18 protein-coding genes are annotated in these 22,571 nt (G+C 71.0%); 7 read left to right on the top strand and 11 right to left on the bottom strand.

The features are described from left to right. Positions 1 to 223 precede the first annotated feature (223 nt). The 5 genes from FLV34_RS26380 to FLV34_RS26400 all read right to left on the bottom strand — a co-directional run bounded on the left by FLV34_RS26380 (position 224) and on the right by FLV34_RS26400 (position 6,006). The gene (locus tag FLV34_RS26380; protein WP_142647115.1) at positions 224 to 757 is read right to left on the bottom strand and encodes a hypothetical protein; all 534 of its coding nucleotides are present in this window, start codon (positions 755 to 757) and stop codon (positions 224 to 226) included. Between the two features lie 690 nt (positions 758 to 1,447). Continuing rightward, positions 1,448 to 2,347, bottom strand: coding sequence for a hypothetical protein (locus FLV34_RS26385; RefSeq protein ID WP_142647116.1), 900 nt, complete (start codon positions 2,345 to 2,347; stop codon positions 1,448 to 1,450). 178 nt (positions 2,348 to 2,525) lie between these two features. Beyond that, complete coding sequence (locus FLV34_RS26390; protein ID WP_261985913.1) at positions 2,526 to 3,581, bottom strand: zinc metalloprotease; 1,056 nt, start codon at positions 3,579 to 3,581, stop codon at positions 2,526 to 2,528. 512 nt (positions 3,582 to 4,093) lie between these two features. Beyond that, on the bottom strand, positions 4,094 to 4,354 hold the full coding sequence (locus tag FLV34_RS26395; RefSeq protein WP_142647117.1) for a DUF3039 domain-containing protein: 261 nt from the start codon (positions 4,352 to 4,354) through the stop codon (positions 4,094 to 4,096). Between the two features lie 86 nt (positions 4,355 to 4,440). After that, positions 4,441 to 6,006 carry an MFS transporter gene (locus FLV34_RS26400; RefSeq protein ID WP_142647118.1) on the bottom strand — a complete coding sequence of 522 codons (1,566 nt, stop codon included), beginning with the start codon at positions 6,004 to 6,006 and terminating at the stop codon, positions 4,441 to 4,443. A gap of 126 nt (positions 6,007 to 6,132) precedes the next feature. Here FLV34_RS26400 and FLV34_RS26405 point away from each other — a divergent pair, with 126 nt between their 5' ends. Then, the gene (locus FLV34_RS26405; protein WP_147944360.1) at positions 6,133 to 6,798 is read left to right on the top strand and encodes a TetR family transcriptional regulator; all 666 of its coding nucleotides are present in this window, start codon (positions 6,133 to 6,135) and stop codon (positions 6,796 to 6,798) included. Positions 6,799 to 6,858: 60 nt separating this feature from the next. Here the strand turns inward: FLV34_RS26405 and FLV34_RS26410 are convergent, their stop codons facing one another. Further along, positions 6,859 to 7,386 carry a leucine-rich repeat domain-containing protein gene (locus tag FLV34_RS26410; protein ID WP_147944361.1) on the bottom strand — a complete coding sequence of 176 codons (528 nt, stop codon included), beginning with the start codon at positions 7,384 to 7,386 and terminating at the stop codon, positions 6,859 to 6,861. 398 nt (positions 7,387 to 7,784) lie between these two features. Between FLV34_RS26410 and FLV34_RS26415 the strand changes: the two genes are divergently transcribed. Further along, positions 7,785 to 9,170, top strand: a complete 1,386-nt coding sequence (locus FLV34_RS26415; RefSeq protein WP_142647121.1) for a cellulase family glycosylhydrolase — start codon at positions 7,785 to 7,787, stop codon at positions 9,168 to 9,170. A 102-nt stretch (positions 9,171 to 9,272) separates the two neighbouring features. On the opposite strand, the gene FLV34_RS26420 is transcribed toward FLV34_RS26415, so the two are convergent. From FLV34_RS26420 to FLV34_RS26430, 3 genes are all read right to left on the bottom strand, one after another. After that, entirely contained in the window at positions 9,273 to 9,848 is a 576-nt protein-coding gene (locus tag FLV34_RS26420) for a YqgE/AlgH family protein (protein WP_142647122.1), read from the bottom strand. Between the two features lie 102 nt (positions 9,849 to 9,950). Then, a complete protein-coding gene (locus FLV34_RS26425) occupies positions 9,951 to 11,360 on the bottom strand; it encodes an NAD-dependent malic enzyme (protein WP_142647123.1) in 1,410 nt (469 codons plus the stop codon). 245 nt (positions 11,361 to 11,605) lie between these two features. Continuing rightward, on the bottom strand, positions 11,606 to 12,520 hold the full coding sequence (locus FLV34_RS26430; protein WP_142647124.1) for a tetratricopeptide repeat protein: 915 nt from the start codon (positions 12,518 to 12,520) through the stop codon (positions 11,606 to 11,608). 131 nt (positions 12,521 to 12,651) lie between these two features. Between FLV34_RS26430 and FLV34_RS26435 the strand changes: the two genes are divergently transcribed. Together FLV34_RS26435 and FLV34_RS26440 are read left to right on the top strand one after the other, a co-directional pair. Then, positions 12,652 to 13,158, top strand: coding sequence for a DinB family protein (locus FLV34_RS26435; RefSeq protein WP_142647125.1), 507 nt, complete (start codon positions 12,652 to 12,654; stop codon positions 13,156 to 13,158). A gap of 167 nt (positions 13,159 to 13,325) precedes the next feature. Beyond that, positions 13,326 to 14,783 carry a pyridoxal-dependent decarboxylase gene (locus FLV34_RS26440; RefSeq protein ID WP_147944362.1) on the top strand — a complete coding sequence of 486 codons (1,458 nt, stop codon included), beginning with the start codon at positions 13,326 to 13,328 and terminating at the stop codon, positions 14,781 to 14,783. A 141-nt stretch (positions 14,784 to 14,924) separates the two neighbouring features. Here FLV34_RS26440 and FLV34_RS26445 read toward each other — a convergent pair whose 3' ends face one another. Beyond that, positions 14,925 to 15,917 carry a MarR family transcriptional regulator gene (locus tag FLV34_RS26445; protein ID WP_142647127.1) on the bottom strand — a complete coding sequence of 331 codons (993 nt, stop codon included), beginning with the start codon at positions 15,915 to 15,917 and terminating at the stop codon, positions 14,925 to 14,927. Positions 15,918 to 16,101: 184 nt separating this feature from the next. On the opposite strand from FLV34_RS26445, the gene FLV34_RS40730 reads away from it, so the two are divergent. Beyond that, entirely contained in the window at positions 16,102 to 16,734 is a 633-nt protein-coding gene (locus tag FLV34_RS40730; protein ID WP_187280739.1) for a hypothetical protein, read from the top strand. A 281-nt stretch (positions 16,735 to 17,015) separates the two neighbouring features. On the opposite strand, the gene FLV34_RS26460 is transcribed toward FLV34_RS40730, so the two are convergent. Continuing rightward, entirely contained in the window at positions 17,016 to 18,698 is a 1,683-nt protein-coding gene (locus tag FLV34_RS26460) for a methylmalonyl-CoA mutase (RefSeq protein ID WP_147944364.1), read from the bottom strand. 196 nt (positions 18,699 to 18,894) lie between these two features. Between FLV34_RS26460 and FLV34_RS26465 the strand changes: the two genes are divergently transcribed. Both FLV34_RS26465 and FLV34_RS26475 read left to right on the top strand, forming a co-directional pair. Continuing rightward, positions 18,895 to 20,625, top strand: a complete 1,731-nt coding sequence (locus FLV34_RS26465) for a S8 family serine peptidase (RefSeq protein WP_260617202.1) — start codon at positions 18,895 to 18,897, stop codon at positions 20,623 to 20,625. Between the two features lie 397 nt (positions 20,626 to 21,022). Then, positions 21,023 to 22,513: a serine hydrolase gene (locus FLV34_RS26475; protein ID WP_187280740.1), complete on the top strand. Its 1,491-nt coding sequence runs from the start codon at positions 21,023 to 21,025 to the stop codon at positions 22,511 to 22,513. Positions 22,514 to 22,571: the final 58 nt, after the last annotated feature.

Consider the following 22,571-nt stretch of genomic DNA (forward strand, 5'->3'; position numbering starts at 1 on the left):
ACGTCCTGACCGCCGCCGACCCCCTGCCCACAGACCTACGCGACGCACTCAAGCAGATCCGCAGCCCCGAAGGTGCGCACTAAATTGAGCCAACTCAGGACGGGAAGATGCTCCCGCGATGGCCGTGTCCAGCCGGCGCCTTGACGCACGAGGGCGGACAGCCCCGGGAGCCCGTCGGGCTCCGCGGCTGTCCGCCCTGAGTGCTATCTGCCAGGACCGGCCGTTACAGCGTCGTCGGCGCCGTGCAGTTGGCCGTGGACAGCGGCAGGAAGGTGCCGAGCGTCCCACCGCCGCTGAGGCTGCTGACCGTGCAGTCGGAACGGAGGATCGCCCCGTCCGCCCGACGCACCGTCACCCTCACCAGGCCCGCAGGAGCACCGGTGCCGGGGAGCGTGACCCCCGTGGCCCCGGCCGGGACCGCCGTGCTGGTGCTCGGAGCCAGAGCGATGTCATAGAAGAAGCCGCTGCTGCCGAAGACCGGTGTGACGTCCGTCCAGGCGTTGCCGTCGTTGACGAAGACGTGACCCCGGCGCGCCGACCCGGTGAAAGTCCGAGAGGCGGTCGGGGAGATGGTCGTGTCACCGGCGGCGAACGTGAAGTCGGTGATGATATTCGTAGCGTCCAGCCTCGGGAAGGGGATGAACTTCTGCTTCTCCCCTCCGCCCTGCGGAGTCGCTGCCTGCGTGGCCGGGGTGGTCTTCGTCGGTGCTGCGCTCGCCGCGACCGCACCCGACAGCCCCACAGATGCGCACGTCACGGCCACTGCGGCGGCCCGCGCCAGCAGGCGACCGGCGCCACGCGAACCAGAGGCCGAGCTGCTCCTACGAGAAATCAATTTGATTTCCCCCCCATGGTGAGAATTGGTGTTTCCGGGTCACCGCGTTTTCGTGCGATGCGACATCGAAGATACCTGTCCGGGGAAACGTGGGCAGCGAGCCACTTATCGGATACCGGCAAACAGATGCTCCGCCTATCTCAAAGCCGCACCGAAAATGCCGCGATCTCCCGCTATCGCGGGATCGAGCACCGGAGAAACCACTAACTCACCGATATGCACATTCGATCGGACGTACGCGACAAAGAAGCAGGCCGCCATATCGCATACTGTCCCGATTCAACGCCCATATCAACGGAGAGGATTCAAGGAGGGATAGCCGGCGCTATTTCCCGACATAGCGGACGCAGGACCCCAGGACCGGAGCACCGCAATACGCCAGGGGCACGCGAGGCGCGAATGGCGTGGTGTGCAGGGCAGCCGGGCCCATAGGCGCCCCGCTCCGCAGAGGCGCAGGAGGCCGCACGAGGCGGGAGGCGCGGCGGGCGAGGTGCCGCGGGCGAGAGTGGCGCGGCGCGCGGGGGTGCGGGGTGCGAGGGCATCAGGCTCCGGTGGCGCGCGGTGCGGGCGGGCGGGGTGGCTGGAGCAACGGCGGCGGGAACGACGGTGGGGTCAGCGGGCTCCCCACATGAGGCCCTCGATCTCGGCGCGCGACTGGGGACGGTCGGGATGGGCCAGCCCGAGCAGGACCGTGCTGCCGCCGTCCGGCCTGGTCAGCAGGGTCACCCGCATGAAGGCGGGCTCGTTCACCACGTCGGTGTATTCGGCGCGTACGGCCCGGGTGTGGCCCGGCCGCCCGCCGACGGTCACGGCGCGGTCATCGATCACCTCGACCTTGTCGCCGTGCAGCAGCAGCTGCGTGTAGAGATCGCTCAGGTCGATGACGGCCGAACGCAGGTTGGGCGGGTCCACCCGGTCGCCGGGCCGGGCCATGACCGTGGCGCTGTCGCCGCGCGCGGCGGCGGACGTGAAGCCGGTCACTGGCGCGACCACGCCCTCCCGCCACTCCGGCGGCAACGTGTAGGAGACCCCGGCGATCTGGTCGTGGACCACCGTGGGGGGCGCGCTCTCGGCCCGGTTCAGGACCGTGACCACCACCGCGCCGATGACGGCGGCCGAGCAGACCAGCGCGAGGCCGCCGACGAGAAGGCGCCGTAACCACCGCGGCATCGGGCGGGGAGGCGTCTCTGGCGCACGGTAGCGGCGCGCCGACGGAGGCAGGTCGTCCTCGGGCTCGGGGGACTCCAGGCCCAGCGAGGGCCAGGCCGGGCGGCCGGACTGTGACCGTTCGGCGACCGGCGCGCCGTACAGGCCGGTGAGGCTCTCCTCGGTGGGGTTCCGGTCCGGCTCACGGCCGCCGTACGGCCGTGTCGGCCACCGAGGGGGCGTGGACGGCGTGGACGACCGCGGCGGCCCGCCCGGGACGCCGTACGGGCGAGTGGGCGCCTGTCCGGACGGCGGAGACTCCTCCTCCGCGGGTGGCCAGACCCGGCGGGTCCACTGGTCATCCACATAGCCTCCCCGGGCGGCCTGGGCCGGGCGTGTGGGACGGAACCGGCGAGCGACTCGGCGCTCAGGGCCGGGCGCGAGGCTTCGTGACCATGAACGCTGCTGTGGAGTTACTCATACCCGCGCCGCGACGTCAACGGCTCCGACCGATTCGTCATCGCCCTGTTCCTGTGATGATCCCTCATCGCCCTACGCGTCGCCAGCCGGGTTGCTCGGAGCCCCGGGTGGCGAGACCCGGCACAAGGTCACTCGCAGGGTCGCTCGCCGCTCCGTTCGCGGTGTCGCTCACGGTGTCGCTCACGGTGTCGCTCAGGGCGTCGCCCACGGGTACGGCATCGAGGTCGCTCGCGGTGCTGCTTGACGCCTCCGTGCCGTCGGCGACATCCACAGCGGTCCCCTGAGGCGCCGGCGCGGCCTCCTGAAGCCCCGCCGCGGCCACCCCGGCGGCGGCCTTCTGCGCCGCCGCCTCGGTTCCCAGCGGCACCGGGCGGCGGTAGGCGTCCCACATCTGGTGGACGCGTACGCCCTGGCCCGCGGTGAACTCGCGCATGCAGCGGTCCTGGGCGTAGTCCATGAAGTTGTGCACCGGATCGTTGCCCGGCGCCGGGCAACTGTCCTTCTTCGCAGGGCAGCCGTTCGTCGGGTGGGCCTCGGGGGGCGTGTCGTCCACCGAGTCGCCCGGGTCCTTGCAGCCGTTCTCGAAGGTGTGCAGCAGGCCCAGCCAGTGGCCGATCTCGTGCACGGCCGTGAAGCCCCTGGCGAAGTCGCGCAGCGGGCCGCCGGGGACGCTCCGCCAGTCGATCACCACGCCGTCCAGCACTGGCTCGTCGTCATACCAGTACGGATAGGTGGAGTAGCCGAGCACGAGCCGGCTCAGCTGCGCGATGTAGAGGTTGAGCGTCTCTGGGCCGCCGACCCGCAGCTTCTTCTTCATCGGTTCCTCGTAGCCGAGGGGGTCGCGGAACCAGTTCCGGTTGTCGGTGTGCGTGATGCCCTTGAGTTCGAAGCGCACGCCGGTGTCGGCCCCGCCGTACCCGCCGGAGTAGGCGGTGTTGAGCACGGCGATCTGCCGGGCGACGGCGGCGTCGGGCAGGCCGAGCTTGCGGTCCCTGATGATGTGCACCCGCACCGGCACGGTGATCCGCTCGACGGCCGCGGAACCGCTCCGCCGCGCGGCGGCCCCGCTCCCCGGCCGCATCGTCGCCCCCGGCCGCGCCGTCGTCGCCCCGGGCTGCACCGCCGCCCCCGGCTGCGGGGTGACCGCAGGCCGCGCGGTCGCTCTCGGCGGCAGGGGTTCACCTGCCCGCGCGGCTTCCCCAACCCGCGCGGCTTCTCTTGCCTGCGCGGTCGCTCTCGGCGGCGCGGCTTCTGCCGGCTGAGCGGCCTCTTGCGTCCGCGCCGCACCAAGCCTGCGGACCAGGTCGGCCGACATCCGGGCGACCTCGTCCGGCCCCGGCACACGCGGCTCCATGGCGCGCGTCAGCCTGCCCGCGCCCTTCCGGCGCTTCGGTGCGGCGTTGCGGGTAAGGCAGGCGTCCGGCCGGGAGGCCGGCGATTCACGCAGTGCGGCGCCGGTGAGACCACCGGGCGCCCGGGAGGCTGCGGTGGCCGGGACGGCGCACGCGCCGCCCAGCGCGTAAAGGCATGCAAGGACGACGGCGATGGGTCGCCGAACCATTCGTTCCCCCGATACGGCTGGTCAGAAGGCAGACCCTAGCCGCAGGGGACGCGATGATCCCGGATCGACACTCACTCGCCGGACGGTTCGCCCTTGGGCAGCCCGTCGTAGATCTCCTTGCACTCCGGGCAGACCGGATACTTCTTCGGGTCGCGGCTGGGCACCCAGACCTTGCCGCACAGGGCCCGCACCGGCGCGCCGGTGACGTAGCTTTCAGTGATCTTGTTCTTGTCGGCGAAGTGCGAGAAGCGCTCGTGGTCACCGTCGCCGTGCGAGAGCCGGGGTGTTACGTCGCTCTCGGGAAGAATCTTCGTGCCGCTCACGGATACCAAGTCTACTGAGCGAGCGGGCGCGCCCGGCCCGGGCGCGCGTACGGCTCCCGCCGGGGTGGCGGGAGCCGTACGGAGGAGACCGGGCCTCAGCCCATGTGGACCGGGGCGCCCTCGGTCTTGCGGCCGGCCTTGACGAACAGGGCCAGGGCCGCCGCGACGAGGGCGACCGCCGTGCTCACGACGAAGCCGAGGTGCAGGCCGTCCATGAAGGACAGGTGCGCCGCGTCGGCCAGCGTCTTGGCCACGGGGCCGGTGAGTCCGGGCGGGGCCTGACCCACCGATGCCAGGGCCTTCAGGCCCTCCATCTGGGCGGGCGGGACGGCTGCCGCCGCCGGGCCGAGGTAGCCGGGCAGCACGTCGGCCACCTTGGCGGACACCACCGCGCCCAGGATGGCGGTGCCGAGCGCGCCGCCGACCTGCATCGCGGAGTTCTGCACGCCGCCCGCGACGCCGCTCAGCTCCTCCGGCGCGTTGCCCACGATGATCTCCGTGGCGCCGACGAACACCGGCGACAGACCGAACGCGAGCAGCACGAACGGGATCGCGCTGTCGGCGAAGGCGGCCTCGACGCTGAGCCGCGACATGAGGAACATCGCGAAGGCGCTGATCACCATGCCGCCCGCGATGGTGATCTTCGGACCGAGCTTGCCGATGAGGACGCCCGCGATGGGCGAGGCGACGATCATGCCGGCGCTCATGGGCAGCATGCGCAGGCCGGAGTCGAGCGGGGTGAGCCCGTGCACGCCCTGGAAGAAGAACGTGAGGAAGAACATCGCGCCGAACATCGCGAACGACATGAGGATCATGAGGACGGTCCCGATCGAGACCGATGCGTTGCGGAACAGGCTCAGCGGCAGCAGCGGCTCGCTCGCCTTCGACTGCCAGAACAGGAACACGGCCCCGACCACCACGGCGGCGGCGAGGAAGCCGAGCGTCTTGGCGTCGCCCCAGCCCCACTCGGGGGCCTTGATGATGGCCCACACCAGCGCGAACATCGCACCGGACAGCAGCACGACGCCGAGCCAGTCGACCCGCGACAGCATCTTGGCCCGGTTCTCCCGCAGCGTCCACAGCCCGAACGCCAGCGCCGCCACGCCGACCGGCACGTTGATGAAGAACACCGACTGCCAGCTCACGTTCTCCACGAGGAGGCCGCCGACGATCGGGCCCGCCGCGCTCGACAGCCCGATGATCGCGCCCCACGCCCCCATGGCCATGTTGAGCCGCTCACCGGGGAACGCCGACCGGAGCAACGCGAGCGCCGCGGGCTGCAGCAGCGCGCCGAACAGCCCCTGCAGCACCCGCAGCCCGATGAGCACGCCGATCGAGGACGACAGGCCGATGGCGAGCGAGGTCAGCGCGAAGCCGGCGACGCCGATGAGGAAGACGCGCTTGTGTCCGAACAGGTCGCCGAGCTTGCCGGCCGTGATCAGGAAGACCGCCAGCGCGAGCAGATAACCGCTGGTCACCCACTGCAGGTCGGCCAGTGTCGCCTTGAGCTCGACCTGGATGACCGGGTTGGCGATCGCCACGACCGTGCCGTCGAGCATGACCATGATCACGCCGAGCGAGACGGCGAGCAGCGTGAGCCATGGATGCCCCTGGCCTCGTCCTGGAGGCGCGTCGGCGTCCACCGATACGGCTTGAGTCATGGAGATTCCCCCTTAGCACCACTGAGTCGACCTCAAGCAATTTATGTCAGTCGATGACAGATGACAAATCCTTTTATCCGACATACGGTGACAAGTGAAAGTTTGTGAACCGGCAGTTTCGAGGAGGTGACCGCCGTGGGTCTGCGCGAACGCAAGAAGCAGCGGACGCGGGACGCCCTGGTCGACGCGGCCCTCGATCTCTTCCTCACCAAGGGCTACGAGGCGACGACTATCGACCAGATCGCCGCCGAGGTGGAGGTCTCGCCCAGGACGTTCTTCCGATACTTCGCCTCGAAGGAGGACGTGGCGCTCTCGCTGACCGCCGACGAGCAGCGGGTGCTCCTCGCCGAACTGGTCGCACGTCCCGAGTCGGAGTCGCCGTTCACCGCTCTGTGTCAGGCGATGCGCTCGTTGCTGAAGATGCTACGAAAGACGGATGACGCGGAAACGGGCAGGTACCTGCGTTGCCAGAAGGTCGTGCACTCCACGCCCGCCCTGCTCGCCGGGGCCATGCGGCTGATCAAGGAGAACGAGCGCAGGCTCGTCGCCGAGGTGGCCCGCAGGCTGGGGACCGACCCGTGGGACCTCCAGCCGAAGTTCATCGTGGCGGTCTTCCTCAGCGTGGCCCTCGCCTGCTTCGACGAGCGCACGCAGGACCCCGTCGTGCTGGCGCGGCGGCTGGAGGACCTGCTCACGCTGGCCGAGCGTTCCCTGTGCCCCGGCTGGGACCTGCCCGCATGCTCCGCACAGCCCGCCGGACGCCCGGTCGAGCCCGCCGCGACCACGGGCTGACCCACCCGGCCGCCCGCACCGCCGCCCGCGCAGCCGCCCCGCAGCCGTCCCCGGTCGTCCTCAGAGGAGTACGACGCACCCGCGCTCGCGCAACGGGCCGACACAGGCGAGGGGCTCCTCGAACTTGACCCAGCGCAGGTCGAGCTTCTCCAGCCGCGGCAGCTCCGCGAGCCCGTCGGGCAGCGTGGCGAGACGGGTCGCCCGCAGGTCGAGGTGGGTCAGCTCGGTCAGGCGTACGACGGAGTCGGGCAGCCGCTCCAGGGGATTGCCGCGCAGGTCAAGGTGACGCAGGGCGCGCAGCCCGCCGAGCGACTCGGGCAGCCCGGTGAGGCGGTTGTTCCTGAGGTGCAACTCACGCAGCCCGGTCAGACGGCCGATCGTCTCCGGCAGCGTCGTCAGCCGGTTGTCGTGGATCCGCAGCTCATGCAGGGCGGTCATGCCGCCGATCGTCTCCGGCAGGGCGGCAAGCCGGTTCTCCGCGAGGTTGAGATAGCCGAGCCGGTCGAGCCGTCCCAGCGAGGCGGGCACCGAGGTGAACCCGTTGTCGCTCAGGTAGAGGTAGTCGGTGAGGCCGGGCAGGTCGCCGATCTCCGCGGCCGGTCACGCCGAGGTCGAGCCGGCTGACGTTTGACACACCGGGACCGGGCACGCCAGGGCAGGGCCCACCGGGATCCTGCACCCCGCGATCCTGCACACCGCGATCCTGCACACCGGGGTCGGACATGGCAGCCGACTCTACCGACGTCCTCCGCCACCCAATCGCGGCGGCCGGGGCCGGTGAACGTTTCATCGGGATGACACGGCCCAGGTGGGGGCCCTCGGAGGGGAATCGCGCTGGTCCGATGGCACGCGCTGCCGAACCGGTTCAGTAGGGCCATGCCCGTCGGCGAGCGCGCGAGAGCCGTCTCCTGTACGGCCTCGGCTCCCGCTGCCTATGGTGCGTTCGGCGTTCCCACCGACGCCGATCCCCCCACCCGAGGTACAGAATGAAAACACGTTTCATCGCCGCGGGCGCGGCCCTCCTCGCCCTCCTGACGTCAGTGCTCGCGATGACCCAGAACGCGCAGGCCGCGACCGGACTCCACGTCAGCGGCACGAGGATCCTCGAAGCCAACGGAAACCAGTTCATCATGCGGGGCACCAGCCACGCCCACACCTGGTACCCCAGCCAGACGAGCTCGTTCGCGAACATCAAGTCCCTGGGCGCGAACACCGTCCGCGTCGTGCTGAGCGGCGGCCGCTGGACGGCCAACACCGCGAGCGATGTCGCCAACGTCATCTCGCTGTGCAAGCAGAACCGGTTAATATGCGTGCTCGAAAACCACGACACCACCGGTTACGGCGAGCAGAGCGGCGCGTACACGCTCGACCAGGCGGTCGACTACTGGGTCGGTCTCAAGAGCGTGCTGACCGGCCAGGAGAACTACGTCGTCATCAACATCGGCAACGAGCCGTACGGCAACAACAACCCGTCCGCCTGGACCAACGCGACCAAGAGCGCGATCAGCAGGATGCGGGCGGCCGGATTCCAGCACCTGCTGATGGTCGACGCGCCCAACTGGGGCCAGGACTGGCAGTTCGTCATGCGCGACAACGCCTCCTCGGTCCTCGACAGCGACCCCCAGAAGAACACCGTCTTCTCGATCCACATGTACGGCGTCTTCGACACGGCGGCCGAGGTCACCGGCTATCTCCAGGCGTTCCAGAACGCCGGCCTGCCGCTGGTGATCGGCGAGTTCGGCAACATGCACTCGGACGGCGACCCCGACGAGGACACGATCATGTCGCAGGCCCAGTCGCGCGGCATCGGCTACCTCGGCTGGTCGTGGAGCGGCAACGGCGGCGGCGTCGAATACCTCGACCAGGTGACGAACTTCAACGTCGACCAGCTCACCTCGTGGGGCCAGCGGCTCTTCAACGGCGCGAACGGCATCAGGCCGACCGCCAGGGAAGCGACGATCTACAGCGGCCAGCCGCCGGTGAGCCCGTCTCCCAGCCCGTCCGTCTCCCCCAGCGCCTCGCCGACCAGATCTCCGAGCGCCAGCCCCAGCCCCTCCCCCACCGGCGGCGCCCGGGGCTGCTCGGCGACGTACACGGTCTCCAACCAGTGGGGCGGCGGCTTCCAGGGTGAGGTGACGGTCAGGGCCGGCTCCAGCGCCATCTCCGGCTGGACCGTGACCTGGACCTACGCCGACGGCCAGGCGATCACCCAGGTGTGGAACGCCACGGTGTCGTCGAGCGGGTCGTCGGTCACCGCCAGGAACGTGAGCTACAACGGCGCCCTCGGCGCCGGAGCGTCCACCTCGTTCGGGTTCCTCGGCTCCTGGAACGGCACCAACTCGGTGCCGGCGGTGAGCTGCACCGCGAGCTGAGACGCGGCGTCCCGCCCACGGCCGGGCGCGCTCCCCGCGCCCGGCCTCCGCGCGTCGCGGCCGGCCAAGGACGGGCGCACCGGCATCACCTGAGCAGGGGGATCAGTTGAGCATGGGGTCGTCGGGGAAGGTGGCGACCAGCGCCAGGTCCCCCTTCTGCCTGCGCAGCACGGTGCGCCACAGCGTGGCCGGGTTCGGGTGGAAGGTGTCGCCCGGCTCGGAGTCCACGACGTACCAGGCTCCCTCCTGGAGCTCGTTTTCGAGCTGCCCGGCGGTCCAGCCCGCGTAACCCGCGAAGATCCGCATCTGGGAGATCTCCCCCGCCAGGATCTCCGGGGGCGCGTCGAGGTCGACCGTGCCGAGGCGCGAGACCGCCGCCCTGCCCTGCAGCCGGCGCCAGCCCAGCGGCTCCTCGCCGCTGAGCACGACGGCGAGGGCGAGGGCGCTGTCCGTCTGCACCGGACCGCCCTCGAACAGCACCGGAGGTCCCGTGACCAGGGCGTCCCAGGAAGGTAAGACCTGGGTCACGGCGATCTCGCTTGGCCTGTTGAGCACCACACCCAACGTGCCGCCGTCCTCGTCGTGCTCCAGGACGAGCACCACGCTACGCCGGAAGTTGGGGTCGTCGAGCAGTGGCGTCGCTACAAGCAACCCGCCGACGTAGATCGCCTCCGCCATACATCCCATCATGAGGGAGGATTGCGGATTCGTGTACGCCGACCCCGGTTTGCCGCGTCATATTACCGACCGCAACGACACTGTCACGGACAGGAACCTTGATCAGGCCTCGGTGAAGCCCCTGGCCCTGCCGCCGGCCGACTCCCGTACGGCAGCCGCCACCGCGTTGGCCACGTCGGGGTGGAAGACGCTCGGGATGATGTAGTTGGGGCCGAGCTCCTCGCTCGATACGACGGCGGCCAGCGCGCGTGCCGCCGCGAGCAGCATCTCCTGCGTGACGCCGCTCGCCTGGGCGTCGAGCAGGCCGCGGAACACGCCCGGGAACGCCAGCACGTTGTTGATCTGGTTGGGGTAGTCGGACCGGCCCGTGGCCACGACCGCCGCGTGCTCGCGGGCCTCGTCCGGGGAGACCTCCGGCTCGGGGTTGGCCAGCGCGAACACCACCGCGTCCTTCGCCATGGCGGCGACGTCGTCCCCGGTGAGGATCCCCGGCGCGGAGACGCCGATGAAGACGTCGGCGCCCTTGACCGCGCCGCGCAGGTCGCCGCCGTACCCTTCGCTGTTGGTGTGCTCGGCGATCCACCGTAGCGAGTCGTCGAGGTCGTCGCGGCCGAGGTGGACCGCGCCGCGATAGTCGCAGACGATGATGTTGCGCGCCCCCGCCGCCAGCAGCAGGCGCAGGACGGCGGTGCCGGCCGCGCCGGCACCGGCCATCGCGATCCGCACCTCGGACATCTCCTTGCCGACGACCTTCAGCGCGTTGGTCAGCGCGGCGAGCACGCAGATGGCGGTGCCGTGCTGGTCGTCGTGGAAGACCGGGATGTCGAGCAGCTCACGCAGCCGCCGCTCCACCTCGAAGCAGCGCGGCGCCGAGATGTCCTCCAGGTTGATGCCGCCGAAGCCCGGCGCGATGGCCCGCACGGTCGAGACGATCTCGTCCACGTCCTGCGTGTCGAGGCAGATGGGCCAGGCGTCGATGCCGGCGAACCGCTTGAAGAGGGCGGCCTTGCCCTCCATCACCGGCAGCGCGGCGGCGGGGCCGATGTTGCCGAGACCGAGGACGGCCGAGCCGTCGGTGACGACGGCGACCGAGTTTCGCTTGATCGTGAGGCGGCGGGCGTCCTCCGGGTTGCGCGCGATCGCCAGGCTGACCCGCGCCACACCCGGGGTGTAGGCCATGGACAGCTCGTCGCGGTTGCGCAGGGGAACCTTCGACTGCATCTCGATCTTGCCGCCGAGGTGCATGAGGAAGGTCCGGTCGGAGACCTTGTGGATCGCGACACCCTCGACCGCGCCGAGGCTGTCGACGATCGACTGCACGTGGTCGGCGTCCTTGGCCGCGCACGTCACGTCGATGCGGAGCTTCTCGTGACCGGCGTTGGTCACGTCGAGGGCGGTTACGACACCGCCCGCGTTCTCCACCGCATGGGTGAGGAGGCTGACCGCCTGGCCCCCTGCGGGCACCTCGAGGCGCACGGTGATCGAGTAGGACACGCTAGGCACGGTGGCCACGTCTATCCGCTCCTTTGCGGGGTAATGCCTGGCCGTGCTCTCCCGGCTGCTCCATTGGGGCGCGGCCTCCGCGTGGCGGCCACGCTCCCGCATCCGGCTGGACGGCTCATGGGTGCTTTCCATCGTGCCATCCCCGGCGGGGTGTTTCAGCCCGTGTCCATACGTTCGCACCCGTCGTACCCGGCCCGCGCCCCGCCACACCGCGTACACGGGGCGGACGCGGGCGAGAACCGGGCGGGAACCGGTCAGAAAAGCGCGCTGGCCAGCGCCCTGCGCGCCCGCGCGACGGACGGGTCGTCGGAGGGCAGCGCGTCGAACAGCCCCAGCAGGTGGAGCCGCGCCTTGTCCCTGTCGGCGCCCCGGGTGCGCCGCACGACCGCGACAAGCCGGTCGAACGCCTCGTCCACCTGGCCGTTCACCATCTCCACGTCGGCGGCCTGGATCTGCAGGTCCACGTCGTCGGCGTTCTCGGCGGCCCGGCGCAGCACGTCGGCAGGGTCGAGGTCCTGCGTGCGCCGCAGCAGCCCGACCCCCGCGAGGCCGATCTTCGCGCCCTCGTCCGACGGCGACCTCGCCAGCAGGCGCTCGTACGCCGCGGCGGCGGCGTCCAGGTCGCCCTTCTCCACGGCCTGCTCGGCCGCCAGGAGCTCGGGGTCGACCGGCGGCTCCTCGGCCTGGCCCTCCGGCGGCGCGGCCAGTTCGACGCCGAGCTGCTCGAACACCTGCGCCAGCGCCTGCCGGAGCTGCGACTCCGGCAGCGGGCCCTCGAACAGGGGCATGAGCTGCCCCTGGAAGGCCAGATAGACGGTGGGCACCGCGCGCATCCGCAGCGCCTGGGCGAGCTGCGGGTCGGCCTCCACGTCCACCCGGGCCAGCACCCACGCGCCCGCCGCCTCGGCGGCGAGCTTCTCCATCACGTCGCTGAACTGCCGGACCTGCTCGGCCCTGCTCACAGTCGCCTCGACGATGACGGGGACGCTCAGCGAGCGCTCCACCACGTCGGCGTTGAAGGTGGCCGAGGTCACCTCGATGACGTCCGCCGAGGCGGCTCCGGCCGGCCCGGCGGCCTCACGCCGCGCCTGGGCCTCGAGTGCCTGCTTGCGTGCGCCGAGGTCCACGGCGCCGTAGAGCGATCCAGGTCGAGAGAACTCCGCTGCCATACCCCCAATCCTGCCGTACGCGCCCGCGTGATCCGTGCGATCCCCACCCCTTCCGCCGGGCGATCGGATCGAAGCGGCTCCGGCCATAGGGTGAACGACACATAAATCGCCATATTGGAAGGACCACGGACATGGCAGTGGAACGGATCGGCCCGCCGAGCATCGCGGATGAGCGCGAGATGCTGCGGGCGTTTCTCGACTACCACCGGGCCACGCTCGCGCTGAAGTGCGACGGGCTGTCGGACGAGCAGCTGCGCCGCAGGTCGATGCCGCCGTCGACGCTCACGCTGCTCGGTCTGGTCCGGCACATGGCCGAGGTCGAGCGCACGTGGTTCCGCCGGGTGATCGCCCAGGAGGACGTGCCGCTCCTGTGGTCGGAGGAGGGCGACTACCAGGCGGCGTACGACCCGGACGGGTCCACCGGCGAGGAGGCGTTCGCCGCCTGGCAGACGGAGGTCGAGCATTCCCGCAGGATCGAGCGCGCGGCGGAGTCCCTCGACGTCACCGCCTACCAGCCCCGGTGGGACGAGGAGGTCTCGCTGCGGCTGGTCATGCTGCACATGATCCACGAGTACGCCCGGCACAACGGCCACGCCGACTTCCTGCGCGAGGGCGTCGACGGGACCGTGGGCGTCTGAGCCGCTTTCCGCTTGCCAGGCGACCGGACCCCTTCTCAGGCAACCGGGCCCCGGACGGTCCCGCGCTCGGAAGATCAGCGCCGAATCCGGGCCGGCGGTCACGCGATGATCCCTCCGCCGATTCGGCGTTCGTGGCGGTTGCCGTCCGATAGAGCCATTATTCGGGCATGACACCGAATCACACCCGGACGCCGAAACACACCTGGACACCGAAACACACCTGGACACCGGATCACACCTGGACACCGGATCACACCTGGGACATCGACGACTTCGTCCAGGCCGCCGAGGCGACCGTCGAGGGCCTCGCCGCGTACGTCCGGGAGAGCCAGGACGGCGAGGTGCCGGTGATCCGCCGCACACCGCCCGGGGAGCTGGCCGGACGGCTCGGGCTCGCCCGCTGGATCCGGGAGGGCGGCATGACCCCGGAGACCTACCGGGAGTGGCTCGGCGCCTATCTCGCGGAGGGAACGCGGCTGCACCACCCCGCCTACCTCGCCCACCAGACGGCCGCGCCCGACTTCCCCTCCGCGCTGGCCGACTTCATCCACGGGGCGATCAACAACCCGATGGCGGTCTACGAGATGGGCGCCGCGGCGGCGACCGCCGAGTTCGAGGTGCTGCGCTGGATGCTCGCCAAGGTCGGTTTCCCCGAGGGCGGCGGGGTGCTCACCCACGGCGGGTCGCTGGCCAACCTGACCGCGATGCTCGCCGCGCGGGCCGCCGCCGCCCCCGACGCGTGGACCGAGGGCGTGCCCGGCGATCTCGCCATCCTCGCGCCGCCGTCGGCGCACTACTCGATCACCCGGGCGGCCGCGATCCTCGGCCTCGGCGAGCGCGCGGTCGTGCCGCTCGACGTGGACGACCTGGGCAGGATCGACGTGGCCCGGCTGCCCGAGGGGCTCGACCGGGCGCGGCGCGCCGGGCGCCGGCCGATGGCCCTGGTCGCCGCCGCCTGCGCCACCGGCACCGGCCTGTACGACGCCCTGCGGCCCATCGGCGAGTTCTGCGCCGAGCACGGCCTGTGGTACCACGTGGACGGCGCGCACGGTGCGTCGGCGCTGCTCAGTGAGGAGCACCGCCACCTGCTCGACGGCATCGAGCTGGCCGACTCCGTCATCTGGGACGCCCACAAGATGCTGCGCACCGCCAGCCTCGCGGCGGCCGTGCTCGTACGGCGCGAGGGCGACCTCGACGCGGCGTTCAAGCAGGAGGCCAGCTACCTGTTCTACGGCGACCAGGGGTTCGACCTGATCGGCAGGACCGTGGAGTGCAGCAAGGCCGCGCTCGGGACCAAGGTGTTCCTCAACCTGGCATGGCGGGGCGAGCGGGGCCTGGGCGAGCACGTGGCGGCGCGGTACGCCACCGCGCACCGCTTCTGGGAGCTGGCCCGCGAGCGGCCCGGCTTCCACTGCCCGTACGAGCCGGAGAGCAACATCGTCTGCTTCAGGTATGGCGACGGCGACCAGGCCGAGATCCGCGAGACCCTGCTGGAGGAGGGCTCCTTCCATCTGACTTCGGCCGAGATCGGGGGCGTGCGCCACCTGCGGGTGACGGTCATCGCCCCGGCGACCGACGACAAGACTCTCGAAGCCCTCCTCGACCGCGTCGCCGCGCTGACCTGAGCCCTGTCGTGAGCCCTGTCGTGAGCCCTGTCGCGAGCCCTGTCGCGAGCGCGGTCGTGAGCACTGTCATGGGCGCAGCCGTCAGCACGGACGTCAGCACGGACGTCAGCGCGGCCGTCAGCGCGGTCGTCAGCGCGGTCGTCAGCGGGAGAAGAGGTCGATGATCTCGTGACCGCGGCGGGTGCGCAGGATCCACACCTCGCGCCCTCTGCGTTCCCTGCGGATCAGCCCGGCCGCCTCCAGACGGTCGCAGTGATAGGTGATGGCGCTCGGAACCGTACCGGCCAGCGTGGCGAGCTGCCCCATGGTCGCGGGCCGGGCCAGCGACGACAGCAGGCCGGCACGCGCCGGGCCGAGCAGGGAGGCCAGCTCGTCGGCCGCCCGGCGCGCGGGATCGGCCCCGAGCCACAGGGCGTCCGCCCGCGGCAGCGGGTAGGCGATCCAGACGTAGCCGGGCAGATCGAGGTTGAGGATCGTGGCGTCGGGCCCGGAGAGCATGGGCACGAGCACCAGCTTGCGGTCGCCGAGGTCATACCGCGCGGGCTCCTGGTCGCTCATGTAGAGGCTGCCGTCGGCGAACCTGATGCGCTCGCTGAGCGTGCCGAGGAGCGTGTCGAGCGAGCCGCGCACCACCGCCGTGCCGACCCGCTCGACCTCCCGGTCGAGCAGCGGCTGCGCCTGCTCCCACAGTGGCCTGACCGCGGACCAGACGTCGGAGACCGCGCTCGCGTAGCCGTTCAGCCACCGACGCGGCCGGTCGGCGGCCCACCTCCAGTGCTCGGGAACGCGCTCCGGCCCGTACGCCTGCTCCATGTCGTCGAGCAGGGCGTCCGGCCGCATGTCGTGCAGCCAGGCGATCTGGGACTCCACGGAGGCGTCCGACACCGGCGGCAGCGGGACGATCGTGTCCGGCGCCACGGAGTGGCCGGGCTCGCCGAGCGGGCGGCACGACTGCCGGCCCTCGGCGTCGACGGACTCCAGGATCCTGCGCCGCCACCGCTCCGGCAGTCCCCGCCGCCGCACGGCCACCGCGTCCACCAGCAGCGACAGCACCGACACCTGCGGCGAGACCGCGACCGAAACCGCCGGACTGGGGCACAGCCGCAATTCGCTCCACATCTCCGCGCGTCGCACCGCTCCCCCGAGGCACTTCGTCCACTCCGGGCACACCCTAGCCATTCCGTTCGGAACCCCTCGGACGTTTCAAAGATCCGCGAAACGACCGGGCCGTCGCTTGCAGGTTCGTTGAAATGGCCCGGAACCCGCCCTTGGACGGCCCAAGCTGACCGAACGTTGAAATCGTGAGAAAGGACAGCACATGTCTGTTCGGCTCGGCAGGGGCACTGCCACGTTCGGTCTCGCGCTGGCCCTCGCCACCTCGGCGGCGGCCGGCGTCGCCTCCCCCGCTTCGGCCGCCCCGTCGTCGGCCGCGTCGTCGGCCGCGTCGTCGGCCGCGTCGTCGGCCGCGTCGTCGGCCGCGTCATCGGTCACGGCGGCTTCTTCGAGCACGGCCATCCACAAGGTCCGGCTCTACGAACTGACGACCAAGGGCGGCGAGGGCTTCTTCTACACGGCCGACCGGCAGGAGCTGGAGCAGGCCGTCTCCAAACACGGCATGCAGGTGACCCAGACGCCGCTCTACTACATCTCTCGTACGGCCTTCCCCGGCGGCAAGCCCATGTGGCGGCTCCGCTACACGGCCAAGTCGTCCTACCTGGTCACCACCTCCCCGCAGGAGCGCGACCAACTGGTCGGATCGGGCAAGTTCGTGAACGACGGCATCCTCGGCTACGCGGCCGGGGACGGCTGCGCCGCCGGCACGACCAGGGTCTGGCGGCTGAGCAACAACAACAAGTGGCGGCTGGCCGTGGAGTCGCACATGGTCAGCATCGTCAACAACGAGCCCGGCTGGAAGCTCGACGGCCTGGCCCTCAACCACTTCATGTCGTGATCGCTTCCTGCCGCCGGCCGCTGCCCCGGCGACGCTCCGGGCAGCGGGGGCGCCCGGCAGCGCTCCGAGGCTTCGGCCGTAGTCCGGGCTTCGGTGGTCGGGCCGGAGCTTAGGAGGTGGTCCGGAGCTTCGGGGGCGCTCCGGGGCAGCGGGGGCGCCCGGCAGCGCTCCGAGGCTTCGGCGGTGGTCCGAGGCTTAGGGGGCGGGTTCGGGGCTTCGGTGGTCGGGCCGGAGCCTGTTCCCGGGACGTCAGGGCGAAGGGCGTCCCGGGAACGCCCGCCTCAGAAGGCGGCCGGCTCGGAGTAGGTGCCCCACTCCTCGCGCAGGACGTCGCAGATCTCGCCCAGCGTGGCCTCGGCCCGTACGGCCTCAAGCATGGGCGGGATCATGTTGTCGTCGCCCTTGGACGCGGCCCGCAGGGCGGCCAGCGCCGCCTCGACGGCCTCCTGGTCGCGCGCGGCGCGCCGCTCGGCCAGCACCCTGCGCTGCTCGACCTCGACCTCATGGCTGATCCGCAGGATCTCCAGCGGCTCCTCCACGCTCGCGGTGTGGCAGTTGACGCCGACGATCCGCTTGTCGCCCTTCTCCAGCTTGCGCTGGTAGTCGAAGGCCGACTCGGCGATCTCGGACATGAACCAGCCGTCCTCGATGCCGCGCAGGATGCCCGAGGTCATCGTGCCGTCGCCGCCCATCTCCCGGATCTTCGTGAAGATCTTCTCCGCCTCGGCCTCCAGCCGGTCGGTCAGCGCCTCGACATACCAGGATCCGCCCAGCGGGTCGACGACGTTGACGACCTCCGTCTCCTCCATGATCACCTGCTGGGTGCGCAGCGCGATCTCGGCGGCCTTCTCCGACGGCAGCGCGAGCACCTCGTCCAGCGCGTTGGTGTGCAGCGAGTTGGTGCCGCCGAGCACGGCCGCCAGCGCCTCGATCGCGGTGCGGACGATGTTGTTGTCGGGCTGCTGCGCGGTCAGCGACACGCCCGCCGTCTGGGTGTGGAAGCGCAGCCACTGCGCCTTCTCGGTGCGCGCGCCGTACACGTCGCGCATCCAGCGGGCCCAGATGCGCCGCGCGGCGCGGAACTTCGCGATCTCCTCGAAGAAGTCGATGTGCGCGTCGAAGAAGAACGACAGGCCCGGCGCGAAAACGTCCACGTCGAGCCCGCGCGACAGGCCGAGCTCGACGTAGCCGAAGCCGTCGGCGAGCGTGAAGGCCAGCTCCTGCGCGGCCGTGGCCCCCGCCTCGCGGATGTGGTAGCCCGACACCGACAGAGGCTTGTACGCCGGGATCTCGGCGGCGCAGAACTCCATCAGGTCGCCGATCAGCCGCAGGTGCGGCTCGGGCGCGAACAGCCACTCCTTCTGGGCGATGTACTCCTTGAAGATGTCCGTCTGGAGCGTGCCGTTCAGCTTGCCCACCGGCACGCCCTGCCGCTCGGCCGCGACCACGTACATGCAGAAGATCGGTACGGCGGGCCCGCTGATGGTCATCGACGTGGTGACGTCGCCGAGCGGGATGCCGTCGAACAGCAGGTCCATGTCGAGGGCCGAGTCGATCGCCACGCCGCAGTGGCCCACCTCGCCGAGCGAGCGGGGGTCGTCGGAGTCGCGGCCCATCAGCGTCGGCATGTCGAACGCCACCGACAGGCCGCCGCCTCCGGCGCCGAGGATCATCTTGTAGCGCTCGTTGGTCTGCCTGGCGTTGCCGAAGCCGGCGAACTGCCGGATGGTCCAGGGACGGCCGCGATAGCCGGTGGCGTACAGGCCGCGGGTGAAGGGGAACTCCCCCGGCCAGCCGATGCGCTCGAACCTGGGGTCGTCCCCGGGCGGGCCGTAGACGGGGTCCACCTCCAGCCCCGACAGGGTGCGGAACTCACGGTCCCGTTTGAAGGCGGCGTCGTAACGCGCCTGCCAGCGGGCCCTGCCCGCCTCGATCGCCTCGGCGCTCGTCGCGTCCGGCTCCATGCGTCCCTCCCCGTGTCTCACTCTTCGAGAAGATACTAGGACGTCCTACTAAATCCGGCCACCACCGGCCTCCTCTCGACTCCCCACCTCCACCATCGTCATGTCACACGTTGGTCGCGAATTGACAGGGACCTTTGACGGGGCCGCTGAATCTTCAACCATGGTCAGCGCCCTTGAAGTCCACATGGAGGTGGATGTGAAGCGCTTGACAGTCGTCGCCGCGACCGCGGCGATGGTGGCGGCAACCCTCGCCACACCCGCGCAGGCCGAACCGGCGGCCGCCGGGTCTGCTGCCCAGACCGAATACGTGGTCCTCTTCAGGGAAGGCGCGGCCGCCGCGGACGCCCAGAAGGCGATCGAAGCGGCGGGCGGCAGCGTGATCAAGGTCAACACCGATGTCGGGCTGGCCACGGTCAGCAGCGCCAACGCCGGTTTCGCCGATGCCCTGCGGGGCTCGGCGGCCATCGAAGGGGTCGCCCGCAACCAGTCGATCGGCAGCGTGCCCGACGACGCCAAGGCGTCCGCCGCCGTGAAGAAGGCCGTGGCCCAGGCCGCCAAGAACCAGGCCGTGGAGAAGGAGGGCCGGGGCGGCGGGCGCTTCACGTGGGGGCGCAGCGTCAAGGACGAGCCGCTGGCCGACCTCCAGTGGGACATGAAGCAGATCCACGCGGACCAGGCCCACCGGTTCGAGCAGGGGGACAAGGGCGTCCTCGTCGGCATCCTCGACACCGGCGTCGACGGCTCCCACCCCGACATCGCGCCGAACTTCGACCGGAGGCTGAGCCGCAACTTCACCGTCGACCTGCCGGCGGACGCCGACGGCACCGAGATCGACGGCCCCTGCGATAGCGACCCCGACGGCTCCTGCACCGACCCGAACGACGTGGACGAGAACGGCCACGGCACCCACGTCGCCTCGTCGATCGCCTCGCCCATCAACAAGCTGGGCGTCTCGGGCGTCGCGCCGAAGGTGACGATCGTCAACCTGCGGGCGGGCCAGGACTCCGGCTACTTCTTCCTCCAGCCCACCGTCGACGCCCTCACCTACGCGGGCAAGATCGGCGTCGACGTGGTCAACATGAGCTACTACGTCGATCCGTGGCTGTTCAACTGCGCGGACAACCCTGCCGACAGCCCCGAGGAGCAGGCCCAGCAGCGGCTGTACATCGCCGCCACCCAGCGGGCGATCGACTACGCCCACGCGCGCGGCGTGACGATCGTCAGCGCGGCCGGCAACGAGGCGATCGACTACACGAAGACGAACGTCGACAGCGGCAGCCCCGACTTCGCCGGTTTCCCCGGCCAGGCCCCCAGGGAGCGGACCATCCCCCCGTCGTGCGTCTCGCTGCCGAGTGAGTCCGAGCACGTGATCTCGGTCTCCGCCACCGGCGTCAGCAAGCGCAAGACGTACTACTCCAGCTACGGCAACCACTACGTCGACGTGGCCTCGCCCGGCGGCGACGTCTACGACACCCCCGGCAACACCAGGGACATCAGCAAGGCCACGCTCGCGGCCTATCCCAAGGCGCTCGCCGTCGCCAACGGCGAGATCGACGCGAACGGCGACCCGACCGTCGAGTACGTCGTGAAGGACTGCAAGGGCTCCACCTGCGGCTACTACCAGTACCTGCAGGGCACCTCGATGGCCTCGCCCCGCGCGGCCGGCGTCGCGGCGCTGATCGTCAGCCGGTACGGCAAGCGCGACCGCGACCGCGGCGGGCTGACCCTGGATCCCGACAAGGTGGAGGCCATCCTCAAGGCCACGGCCACCAGGACGCCGTGCCCGAACCCGCCCGCGTTCACCTACACCCGCATCCTGCCGAGCGGCTCCACCGTGACCGCGACGCACACCTGCGAAGGCGGGCCGTGGGACAACGGCTTCTACGGCAGGGGCATCGTCGACGCCCTGCGCGCCGTCGGCCGCTGACGCGCCGGTTCCTCCCGGGACCGATTCCTCCCGAGGCCGATTCCCCTCGAGGCCGGTACCTCCCGAGGCCGGTTGTTCTCGAGGCCGGTACCTCCCGAGGCCGATTCCCCTCGAGGGCGGGTACCTCTTGGGGCCGGTGGCGCACCACGTGACGTGCGCCACCGGCCCCCTGGGCGGCGCGGACGCCCGGGGGCCCGGCCGCGGCGACCGGGCGGTGGAGATCAGGGCCGTCTCATCGCGACGTACAGTGATCGTGAAGGTGAGATCACGTAATGCCCGCCGCGGCGAACCGCCGACGACCCGCACACGAGCTCCGCACCCCCTACCGCGAAGGAGCCTTCTCGTGCCGATCACGCCGATGCGCACCACGTCACAGGGCCGGGTGAGGATTCCCCTCATGAGCGTCATGAGCGCGGCACTGGCCCTCGCCGTGACGGCCACCGCCGCCCCCGCCACCGCCGCTCCCGCTGACACCGCGGCCGCCACCCCGGCCACCGCCTCTGCCGCTGACACGACTCCCGCCGCCAACACGGCACCCGCCACCCCGGCCACCGCTGATACCACCCCCGCCAGCCCGGCAACCGCCGCCCCCGCCGACGTGGCGCCCCGAGCCGCCGGCGCCGGTGCGCCGCTCACGTCGCCCACCCCCGCGCCCACCCCGGAGATACCGGACTCGCCTGTGGGCGAGCAGCTCCGCTGGCTCCTGGAGGCGTCCGCGGCCCTTCCGATCCCCGAAGACCAGATCAGCGCGCACTTCAGCGCCGCCTTCCTCGAACAGATCTCACCGGCCCAGCTCAACGGGGTCCTGCAGAGCCTGGGCGGCCTGCGGCTCGAATCGCTGGCCGACGTCACGCCCACAACACTGACCGGGGTGGTCACGACCGGCGTCGGACGTCTTCAGATCTCCATGGCCGTCGACGGCGACGGGAGGATCGCCACCCTCCTGTTCCAGCAGGAGCAGCGGCCGGCACCGCAGAGCTGGGCCGAGCTCGACCAGCGGCTGCGCGCGCTGGCGCCCCGGGTGGGGTTCCTGGCGGCCGAGATCCGCGGGAACGGCACCTGCCGTCCCGTGCACACCATCGCGCCGGACACTCCCCGGCCGCTCGGTTCGATGTTCAAGCTCTACGTGCTGGGCGCGACGGCCGAGAAGATCAAGAAGGGCCGGCTGTCCTGGGACACGCCCCTGACCATCCGGCCCGACCTGAAGAGCCTGCCGAGCGGCACGCTCCAAGACCGTCCGGACAACAGCACGGTCTCCGTCAGGGAGGCCGCCCAACTGATGATCTCGATCAGCGACAACACGGGCGCCGACCTGCTGATCGACAAGGTCGGCCGTGCCCGCGTGGAGGCCCAGGTGGGGCGGTGGTCCGGCCACACGGCGCTGAACCGGCCGTTCCTCACCACCAGGGAGCTGTTCCTCCTCAAGGGCGCGGACTATCCGCGCCTCGCGAAGAAGTACCTGTCGCTCGACCGCGCCCGGCGTTACCGCTATCTGGCCACGACCGTCGCGCGTACGCCGCTGAGCGCGGTGACGCCCTGGGACCGGCCGCGCGACATCGGCGCGCTGGAATGGTTCGCCTCGCCCGGAGACGTCTGCCGCGCGTTCGCGGGACTGTCCGCGCTGAACACGCCGCCCATCGACGAGATCATGTCGGCCAACGACGCCGGGCTGGGGCTCGACGCCGAGGCCTGGCCCACGGTCTGGTACAAGGGCGGCGGCGAGCCCGGCGTCCTCTCCATGGGCTTCCTCGCCCGTGACGCGGCCGGCAGGACGTACGTGGTGACCGCGCTCACGAGCGATCCCGTCACCGCGTTGGACGAGGCCTCGGCCGCGCCCGAACTGCTGGCCCTGGTGCGAGGCTCGTTCGCGATGCTGGCCCGCAGCTGATCCCTCCGCGACTGATCCCTCGGGCCGCGCCTGATTCCTCGCGCCTGACTCCTCGCGC

This window comes from Microbispora sp. CSR-4, assembly GCF_008033685.1.
In the GTDB taxonomy this organism is placed as follows: domain Bacteria; phylum Actinomycetota; class Actinomycetes; order Streptosporangiales; family Streptosporangiaceae; genus Microbispora.